9 protein-coding genes are annotated in these 9851 nt (G+C 57.1%); 5 read left to right on the top strand and 4 right to left on the bottom strand.

Going from position 1 to position 9851, the window contains the following annotated elements; all coding sequences use genetic code 11:
- On the bottom strand, window positions 1-697 hold a 697-nt coding region (gene cysQ / locus UN63_RS16160; protein WP_244905188.1), incomplete at its 3' end, for a 3'(2'),5'-bisphosphate nucleotidase CysQ.
- A 640-nt stretch (window positions 698-1337) separates the two neighbouring features.
- Between cysQ and UN63_RS16155 the strand changes: the two genes are divergently transcribed.
- Window positions 1338-2930 (top strand): ABC-F family ATPase, encoded by a 1593-nt coding sequence (locus tag UN63_RS16155; protein ID WP_104488526.1) that lies wholly within the window; start codon window positions 1338-1340, stop codon window positions 2928-2930.
- Between the two features lie 109 nt (window positions 2931-3039).
- Here UN63_RS16155 and UN63_RS16150 read toward each other — a convergent pair whose 3' ends face one another.
- Together UN63_RS16150 and UN63_RS16145 are read right to left on the bottom strand one after the other, a co-directional pair.
- Window positions 3040-3894 carry a universal stress protein gene (locus UN63_RS16150; protein ID WP_104488525.1) on the bottom strand — a complete coding sequence of 285 codons (855 nt, stop codon included), beginning with the start codon at window positions 3892-3894 and terminating at the stop codon, window positions 3040-3042.
- 12 nt (window positions 3895-3906) lie between these two features.
- A complete protein-coding gene (locus UN63_RS16145; RefSeq protein ID WP_104488524.1) occupies window positions 3907-5391 on the bottom strand; it encodes a SulP family inorganic anion transporter in 1485 nt (494 codons plus the stop codon).
- 415 nt (window positions 5392-5806) lie between these two features.
- Between UN63_RS16145 and UN63_RS16140 the strand changes: the two genes are divergently transcribed.
- Complete coding sequence (locus tag UN63_RS16140; RefSeq protein ID WP_104488523.1) at window positions 5807-6208, top strand: phosphate-starvation-inducible protein PsiE; 402 nt, start codon at window positions 5807-5809, stop codon at window positions 6206-6208.
- 84 nt (window positions 6209-6292) lie between these two features.
- Here the strand turns inward: UN63_RS16140 and UN63_RS16135 are convergent, their stop codons facing one another.
- A complete protein-coding gene (locus UN63_RS16135; protein ID WP_104488522.1) occupies window positions 6293-6748 on the bottom strand; it encodes a hypothetical protein in 456 nt (151 codons plus the stop codon).
- 305 nt (window positions 6749-7053) lie between these two features.
- Between UN63_RS16135 and UN63_RS16130 the strand changes: the two genes are divergently transcribed.
- The 3 genes from UN63_RS16130 (at window position 7054) to UN63_RS16120 (ending at window position 9680) form a co-directional block, all read left to right on the top strand.
- A complete protein-coding gene (locus UN63_RS16130; protein ID WP_104488528.1) occupies window positions 7054-7251 on the top strand; it encodes a DUF4250 domain-containing protein in 198 nt (65 codons plus the stop codon).
- A gap of 68 nt (window positions 7252-7319) precedes the next feature.
- A complete protein-coding gene (locus tag UN63_RS16125) occupies window positions 7320-7973 on the top strand; it encodes a thiopurine S-methyltransferase (RefSeq protein WP_104488521.1) in 654 nt (217 codons plus the stop codon).
- Between the two features lie 339 nt (window positions 7974-8312).
- Entirely contained in the window at window positions 8313-9680 is a 1368-nt protein-coding gene (locus tag UN63_RS16120; protein WP_104488520.1) for a YjiH family protein, read from the top strand.
- The last annotated feature ends 171 nt before the right edge of the window (window positions 9681-9851 follow it).

Here is a 9851-nt window from a genome sequence, read left to right as displayed (position 1 = left end):
TCACCCGGCCGCCGGCCTGCTCCGCCACGCAGTGGGCGGCGGCGGTGTCCCACAGCGAGGTGGGGCCCAGCCGCGGATACACATCGGCGGCGCCTTCGGCGACCAGGCACAACTTGAGTGAGCTGCCCATGGCGACCAGTTCGTGCTCGCCCAGTTGCTCGAGCAACAGCGGCATGGCCTCACCGGCGTGAGATCGGCTGCCCACCACCCGCCAGGGCGTACCGGCGTTATGCTCGGCGACGCTAATCAACTTTTTATTACCCTCGGCGTCGGTCTTGTTGGCGCCAAATCCTCGGGCGGCGGTGTAGCATAACGACAGTGCGGGGGCATAGACCACGCCCAGTACCGGCTTGCCCTGTTCGATCAGCGCGATATTGACGGTAAATTCGCCGTTGCGTTTGATGAATTCCTTGGTGCCGTCGAGCGGGTCGACCAGCCAGTAACGGCCTTGAGCATCAGCGCCGCTGAATTGCTCGGTGTCTTCTTCCGACAGCACAGGCAGGCGTAACGACAATTGGTTCAGGCGCGCGTCAATCAGCCGGTGGGCGGCGGCGTCGGCCTCGGTCAGCGGTGAATTGTCGGCTTTTTGCTCGATGGAAAAGTCCCGGCCATAGATGTCCATGATGGCGGCACCCGCGTCCCGGGCGATGGCTTCCACCTCGGCAATCAGGGCGGCAGTGATATAGTCTGAGTGCACCGTGCTCTCCATAGGGTGACCTTGAAATGAGCCAATATGATATAAAAAAACGCGGCTTATTCCTATTTATGCAGTGAGCCAGAGTGAAGTTTCCGGCGCTACCTATTTATCTCTTTGCCATTTTCAGAGTCCTGTTATACCAATTACATGAAGCATTTGATCAAGATTTTGGCCTGCACTCCAGAGGCAACACAGCCGCCTCCCACGACACGCTACGAGTACATCCATGTAAAGCTCGGACATGCCATCCATGGCATGTCACGGTCGTGGGAACCGTTCTCTGTTGCCTCTTCTTGAACACCGAGTTGTCCGCAGGCCGTGCTAACAGGCGACGCCGGAGCATCAAGGAGGGCAAAGGGATCTGCTCCACCGACCATCACATGACAGGGACGTCATGTGCTGAGCGTCACAGGGAGGTGCTTGAGCGGGTCGGTGGAGCGGGCCCTTTGTCCGAGATTGGTATGAGAGTCAAACAGATCGAATGTTTAATGCGATGGGTATTACCGCTGAAAAACACCCATCTGGCACCCTTATTGCTATTAATATTGCACACTCTTTGAACTTTAGGCTGACTGTCGGTATCCTTGTCGACCTTCGGCGATAGCGCCTTTCTTCGTTTCGTTAATTGTGAGTCTGCTTCTTGATTTCCACCAACAACATCACCATGCAATTCGGCGCCAAGCCGCTGTTTGAAAATATCTCTGTCAAATTCGGCGACGGCAACCGTTATGGCCTTATCGGCGCCAACGGTTGCGGCAAGTCTACCTTCATGAAAATCATGGGGGGGGATCTGGATCCCAGCTCCGGCAATGTCAGCCTGGACGCCAACGAGCGACTGGGCAAACTGCGCCAGGATCAGTTCGCCTACGAAGGTGTGCGCGTGCTGGACGTGGTGATGATGGGACACACCGAGTTGTGGGCTGCCATTCAGGAGCGTGACGCCATTTACGCTAACCTGGAAGCCAGTGACGACGACTACATGAGAGCCGCAGAGCTGGAAGGCAAGGTAGCCGAGTACGATGGCTACACTGCCGAGTCTCGTGCCGGAGAGCTCTTGCTGGGTGTGGGCATTGCGGTCGAGCAACATACTGGCCCCATGAGTGAAGTGGCACCGGGCTGGAAACTGCGGGTGCTGCTGGCCCAGGCGCTGTTTGCCGATCCGGAAGTGTTGCTGCTCGATGAGCCCACCAACAACCTGGACATCGACACCATTCGCTGGCTGGAAGGCGCGCTGAACGAGCGTAACAGCACCATGGTCATCATTTCGCACGACCGTCACTTCCTGAACAGCGTCTGTACCCACATGGCGGATCTGGATTACGGCGAACTGCGGGTCTATCCGGGTAACTACGACGACTACATGCTGGCCTCCACTCAGGCCCGCGAGCGTCTGATGTCCGATAACGCCAAGAAAAAGACCCAGATCGCCGATCTGCAGTCGTTCGTGGCCCGCTTCAGTGCCAATGCTTCCAAGGCCCGTCAGGCGACGTCTCGTGCCAAGAAAATTGAAAAAATCAAACTGGAAGAAGTCAAAGCCTCCAGCCGTCAGAACCCTTTCCTGCGTTTCGAGCAAGACAAGAAACTCTATCGTAACGTGCTGGAAATGGAACAGATGTCTCAGGGCTATGGCGAAGAACCGCTGTTCAAGAACCTGAACATGCTGGTGGAAGTGGGTGAGCGCATCGCCATTCTTGGCGCCAACGGTATCGGTAAGACGACTCTGGTCAAGACCCTGGTCGGTGAACTGACGCCCACCAGCGGCCATTACAAGTGGTCGGACAACGCGACTATCGGTTATTACGCTCAGGATCATGCCGCCGATTTCGACATGGATATCACGGTATTCGACTGGATGAGCCAGTGGCAGCAGGCCGGTGACGACGAGCAGACCATTCGCAGCATTCTCGGCCGTTTGCTGTTCAGCCAGGACGACATCCAGAAAAAGGTGGGCGTGCTGTCCGGTGGTGAGCAGGGTCGCATGCTGTTCGGCAAGCTGATGCTGCAAAAAACCAATATTCTGGTGATGGATGAACCGACCAACCACCTGGACATGGAATCCATCGAGTCGCTGAACATGGCGCTCGAAATGTATCAGGGCACCCTGATCTTCGTGTCTCATGACCGTGAGTTCGTGTCATCGCTGGCCACCCGGATTCTGGAGCTGAGCGAAGACGGTATCCGCAACTTCAGCGGTAACTACGAAGAATACCTGCGTGAAAAAGGCGTGGCGTAAGCTGGCTGTTTGATCGGGCGGGAACCCGATTTCCCGCCGATTGAATTCAGGCAGAAAAAAACCACCGGGGGCCATGGCCCCCGGTGGTTTTTTTAGTGTCGGATAAACCTTAGCGCAGTATCAGTAGCGGCACCCGGGCATTGCTGATCATGGCGGTGGTGGTGCTACCCACCAGCAGCTGGCGAATACGGGAATGGCCGTAGGCACCCATCACCATCATGTCGATGCCATGCTCCAGCTGATAAGCCGGCAGTGCCTGGTCGACTTCACCGGCCACAATGTGAGTGCGGGCATCAAGGCCGGACGCATTCAGAACGTTGCCGGCCCAGCCAAGCTGTTCGCGGTGATCGTCTGTATCGGCACCCACCAGTACTATGTGCAGCTCAAGCCCCTTGAACAGCGGACTCTGGGCCAGCATCTCCACTCCCTTACGGGTGGTGGCACTGCCATCGAACGCCAGCATGACTTTTTCCGGCGCCTTGAATTCACCCTGGGTCACCAGAATAGGGCGATGCAGGGCGCGGATCACCTGCTCGACATGACTGCCGAGATGCGCATAGGGGGAGCTGGATGCTTCCCCGTGGCGGCCCAGCACCAGCAGTCGAGTGTCGGGCTCGAATTCCAGCAGGGTTTCAATCAGCTCGCCGTGGCGCTGCAAGGTGGTCGGTGCGCTTACACCGGCCACGGTGGCGCGGGTGCTGGCCGCGGCCAGCATCAGTGAACCCTGCTCCGTGGCCAGCTTGCTGCGCTGGGCATCCAGCTCGGCCAGCTCGGCCAGCAAGTGCTCCTGGCTACCCAGGCCTATGCTGCCACTGAGATCACTCTTGGTCTGGGTGGTATCCTTGCTTTGTACATGAATAAAGGTCAGCGGAGCTTCGAGGCGCAGACTGGCCCAGCTGGCGCAATCGCATACGGCGCTTGCGTGGCTGGAGCCGTCGATACATGCCATTACATTGGTCGTCATACTCATTTCTCCTTAGTGGCCCATCAGCTTTTCGACAGCCTTGGGATCCTTATGCTCGGCAAAGCGATCCACCATAGTGGCGCTGGCCTCGTTCAGACCGATCACTTCCACCTCGGTACCGTCCCGACGGAAGGTCAGTATCACCTTGTCCAGAGCGCTGATGGCGGTAATGTCCCAGAAATGGGCCCGGCTCAGATCGATGCGTACCCGCTCGACCACTTCCTTGAAGTCGAAGGCGGCCACAAACTGCTCGGCGGAGGTAAAGAACACCTGACCTACCACCCGATATACGCGACTGCCGTCGTCGGCTTTATCGGATCCCACATACAGGATCTGACCCACCTTGTTGGCGAAGAACAGGGCGCTGAGCAGTACGCCCATCAGCACACCATAAGCCAGGTTATGGGTGTATACCACGGTGGCGACGGTAACGACCATCACGATGCTGGAGCTGACAGGGTGCGCTTTCAGATCGGTAATCGAGCTCCAGCTGAAGGTACCGATAGAGACCATGATCATCACGGCTACCAGGGCTGCCATCGGGATCTGGGATACCCAGGGGCCGAGGAACACCACCATGATCAGCAGCACCACGCCTGCCACCAGGGTAGAGAGCCGGCCGCGACCGCCGGATTTGACGTTGATGACCGACTGGCCAATCATGGCGCAACCGGCCATGCCGCCCAAGGCGCCGGTGGCAATGTTGGCCAGACCCTGACCCTTGCACTCCCGGTTTTTGTCACTCTTGGTGTCGGTGAGATCGTCCACTATGGTGGCGGTCATCATCGACTCGAGCAGACCCACTATGGCCAGCGACAGGGAGTAGGGGAAAATAATGGCGAGGGTCTCGAAGTTGAGCGGTACCTCGGGCCACAGGAACATCGGCAGGCTGTCCGGCAGCTCGCCCATGTCACCCACGGTGCGTATATCGATACCGAAGGCAATGGCGACCAGGGTCAGGCTGACGATGCACACCAGCGGTGAAGGCAGCAGTTTGCCCACCACCGGCACCAGGGGTAACAGATAGATGATGCCCAGACCGGCGGCCGTCATGGCATACACATGCCAGGTGACGCTGGTCAGTTCGGGCAGCTGGGCCAGAAAGATCAGAATGGCGAGGGCGTTGACGAAGCCGGTGACCACGGAGCGGGACACAAAGCGCATCAGCTCGCCCAGACGCAAATAGCCGGCGAGGATCTGCAGCACACCGCACAGCAGGGTGGCGGCCAGCAGATATTGCAGGCCATGCTCCTTGACCAGAGTCACCATCAGCAGCGCCATGGCGCCGGTGGCGGCGGATATCATGCCCGGACGGCCACCGGCGAAGGCGATGACCACCGCCATGCTGAAGGAGGCGTAGAGGCCAACCTTGGGATCGACACCGGCGATAATGGAAAAGGCGATGGCTTCCGGGATCAGCGCAAGGGCAACCACCAGGCCGGCGAGCACGTCTCCCCTTATGTTGAAGAACCAGGTTTGCTTGATGTTCGATAGCATTATTATTGTTCCAGGGTTGTGGGTCGGGTGTCGTACCGGCGTGGCATCGAGGCGGGCACAGTGGTACGGATTCATTAACTTCTATGGACAAAGTGGTACGGACAAAGCAAAACGCTCGCACAGAGGCGAGACAAGGCGCAGGTAAGCACTATGGATGCAGGATGTGTAGGCTAGGGCGGCGTGTTCGCTTTATTCAAAAAGTTCATACAAGTTTAATTTCTTATAAGTTATGTGAGTAAAATCGCGGTTATTATAGGGGGCTGGTCCTGAGGGAACAAGGCCGGATCCGGCTGCGATGGCCCATGCTGTCACTCCCTTTTCGGACGGACTTGCTGTGTGGGCCGGGGAGCAAACACCGCCAGGATGGCCGCTATCCGAGGAGTGATCCTGTTTACACCATATATAAGGGGAGTCTATGAGTAATAACCGCATGCTGGGCAGCAAGGTACTGGATGTGTTGCAGCATATTGGCCTGATCATCGTGGCCGCGTCCACCGTGGTGGCGGTGGGCATTGAAATCGGTCATATGTGGCGGGCCAGAACCGTGACCCTGGCCGACTTGCTGTTGATGTTTATTTATCTGGAAGTGCTGGCAATGGTGGCCATTTACCTGCGTTCCGGTAAGTTGCCTATTCGCATACCGCTCTATATCGCCATCGTCGCCTTGGCTCGTTACCTTATTCTGGACATGAAAGGCATGGACAGCTGGCGGCTGTTCACGGTGGCTGGCGCCGCCCTGGTGCTGGCGGTGGCGATACTGGTGATCCGCTACGGTCATGTCAGGTTTCCTTACGACAAGGACGAAGGAGGGCACTGAGTATGTGCTATGAACCCTCAGTACATCTGGCCTCTTGATATATCCCCTATTGAAGCCGCCACGGATGGCGGCCCTACCTCTGTATTACCGAATAGAACCGCAGTATCCCCGAGTTAACCCACGCCACGCCATTTCTCCGGCTACGGATCTCGTGCACCTGGTTATGCCGGCTTTTTCGGTCATGAAAGGGGCGGGGGTACATCTGGCCTGACCCGATGAAGCCGGCAGGGCGTCGTGCTGGTTGATCATGAACACGCGTTGGCGGCGATGGCTGCCGGTGGGTAGCGTGTTACCGGTCGGCTGCCAGCACACCACGGCGGCAATACCGGTGCAGGCCATGGCCTGTTGCAGCAGCTGTACGGACGCTCTTTTTACCTCTATTACCCGTGCCGGGTTGACTCCAGCGCCGATCAGCGCCCTGCGTGACAACGGTGCCGGTGCATTGGCGATCAATATCCACCCCCGGTTACCGTGGCTGATGGCGGCCAGGTTAGCCAGCAGGCGTGCCTGTTGTGAACTGCTCCAGTGCGCAATACGCATGATGGTATTGTCTGTTTCACCTTGAGGGGGAAGGCGCCGGTGCGTGGATGAAACTGTCTGCTCACGAGATAACTGCTTACGAGATAGCTGCTCAGTAGATAACTGTTCACGAGATAATAGAGTGGCCATACAGGATCCTTTCTGCTCAGTTACTGTTTTTATATACAGTAATGCCCGGTGGCATACCGGTCAATAAAATACTGTTTAAATACACAGTATTTTTAAGTGAGGCAGTATTTTTCGGTCCGGCTATAGTATTCGTTGATCCCGCTATCTTGAGCAAAAAAACCAGACAGGAGAACAACATGGACAAGACGCTACTGGAGCGAATGGATAACCATATGGTACTGAGTATTCTGAACGAGAAGCTGCGTCTGGAGTGTGACAGCCTCACCGCATTGCTGTCCCGTTACGAGCTGGACAGCGGCCGGCTGATGGCGCGCATGTCACAAATTGGTTACCGCTACGATCCCGGCAGCAATCAGTTCAAGCCGGGGGCTTGATAGACAGGGTATCAAGCTGCGATAGTCCCGGTTTTATCTACAACTTTATATCAACAACGGGAATCGACATGGAAGCAGAGTTCTGGCATCAGCGCTGGCAGTCTTCGCGCATCGGATTTCACCGCCAGCAGGTTAACGCCCAGTTAAGCCGGTTCTGGCCCCGGTTAACGCTCCCGGAGCAGACCGAGGTGCTGGTGCCTCTTTGTGGCAAGAGCCGGGATATGCACTGGCTGGCGGAGCTGGGGCACCCGGTGGCGGGGTTCGAGCTGTCGCCGCTGGCGGTGCAGGACTTTTTCGCCGAGGCAGGGCTTGAACCCGAGTCGGAGCAATCAGGCTCTTATCGGTGCCGACATGCCGGCCGGATACACCTGTATGAAGGCGACTTCTTTCAGGCCGACAGCCTGCAGCGCCGTTTCGATGCCGCCTATGACAGGGCGGCGCTGATTGCCCTGCCGGAGGCGATGCGCACTGCTTATGTCGACTTGCTGGCGCGATTGCTCAATCCGGGAGCGACTTTGCTGCTGATCACAGTGGATTATGCGCCCGCTCAGCAGCAGTCACCGCCCTTTGCTGTTCCCGAGTCGGAGGTTCGACGGCTGTTTGAAGCGCATTTCAGCATCGAGCGGTTGGGCCATATAGAAGAAGGGCAGAGTAACCCCCGGGTGGCATCGGGGGAACGGCGATTCTTCGATGAGTTGTGTTTTTTGCTCCGACGAAAATGAGTTTTCAACGCGTTCTCAAGGCTGCTGCGGCAGCCTTTTTTGTTTTTGTGCGCCGGGTCGGTTTTCATGGCCCCGAAAAATCCCTATACTCCCGCCTGTTTTAACAATATGGAACAAAAATCTAACATAGACCTCTTTACTGGATATATGTTTTGATTTTTTCTTTTGATTAAATATATTTGGCTGTAAAATAAGTATTCAGCAAGACCGCCTTACTTTGATGATTTATTCATTTGTGGGTTGGTTTTATTCCTTTTTGGTTTGCTGGGCCGCATAAAACAGCGGTTTTTACCTTTTTTTAGCCGAGTTGGGTATGGACCCGATAAGGAAGGAGTCACCATGGAAAAGACCTTGAAAGGGCAGGCCGCGGTCGGTAAACGCAATCTGCTGATGTTTTTATTGCCCTCGCTGCTGGGCATACTGCTGTTCATGACCCCGGTCAGCTATAACGGCGATTTGACCATCATGATAGCGGTGCTGGCCAAGAGCCTGCAGGCGCTGCTGTCCGGTTCGCTGACCAGCATAGTCACCGGCATTGTCAGCCTGTCGGCACTGTTATCGCTGTTCGCCACCCTGTTTAAACCGGCGTTTGTCACCCGCAGCTCCTTTTTGAATACCCTGTTCAATGTGAGCCCGGTGTGGTTGGTAAGCCGGCTGCTTGGCGCCGTGTTCGTGGTGATGGTTTATACCCAGACCGGCCCGGAAATTCTCTATAGCGGTGACACCGGCGGCCTGGTGCTGAACGATCTGATGCCGGTGCTGTTCGCGGTGTTTATTTTTGCCGGCCTGCTGTTGCCCTTGCTGCTGGACTTCGGCCTGCTGGAATTTGTCGGTACCCTGCTGACCGGCATCATGCGCCCGGTGTTTCGTCTGCCCGGCCGTTCGGCGGTAGACTGCATGGCTTCCTGGCTGGGCGATGGCAGCGTGGGTATTCTGCTGACCAGCAAACAGTACGAAGGCCATCATTACACCCAGCGTGAAGCGGCGGTCATCGGCACCACCTTCTCGGCGGTGTCCATTACCTTCAGCCTGGTGGTACTGGCCCAGGTGAAGCTGGAGCACATGTTCATTCCTTTCTACCTGGCGGTGTGTGTGGCCGGCATAGTGGCGGCCATCGTGGTACCGCGTCTGCCGCCCCTGTGCTGGAAGAAAGACACCTTCATCAATGGTGAAGCGCGCCCGGCGAATGACGAAGTTACCCCTGCCGGTTATTCTCGCCTGAGTCATGGCTATCATCTTGCATTGGCCCGCGCCGGCAAGGTAGAAAGCCTGGGCCAGGTGGCCCGTACCGGCATTCACAATGCGCTGGACATGCTGCTGGGTGTATTACCTGTGGTCATGGCCTTCGGTACCCTGGCACTGGTGATAGCCGAAACCACGCCGCTGTTCAGCTGGCTGGGCATGCCCTTTGTGCCGCTGCTTGAGCTGCTGCAGATCCCGGAAGCGGCCGCCGCCTCCGAGACCATGGTGGTAGGCTTCGCCGACATGTTCATTCCGGCCATTCTGGCGACCTCCATCGAGAGCGACCTGACCCGCTTCGTGATTGCCGCCCTGTCGGTGACCCAGCTTATCTATATGTCGGAAGTCGGCGCCCTGCTGCTGGGCAGCAAGATCCCGGTCAACATAGTGGAGCTGTTCGTCATCTTCCTGCTGCGTACCCTGGTCACCCTGCCGGTCATCGCGCTTATCGCCCATCTGGTGTTCTGATAACAGCGCATTTCTGATGGACAAAGCCCCGCTCATGCGGGGCTTTTTTATATCTGCACGGCGCCGAACTGCTCCCTCCCCTTGAACTCGACATCCTCAGAATAACGGCGGGGTGCAATGCAAGGGGAGGGCCGGGGAGGGGTTACTGCACATAGGCCGGCGGAGACACCC

Origin of the sequence: Oceanisphaera arctica (assembly GCF_002936955.1) — a bacterium.
Lineage (GTDB): Bacteria > Pseudomonadota > Gammaproteobacteria > Enterobacterales > Aeromonadaceae > Oceanimonas > Oceanimonas arctica.
Note: the sequence above shows the minus strand (reverse complement) of the source record. Positions and strands in the feature narration are given on the sequence as shown.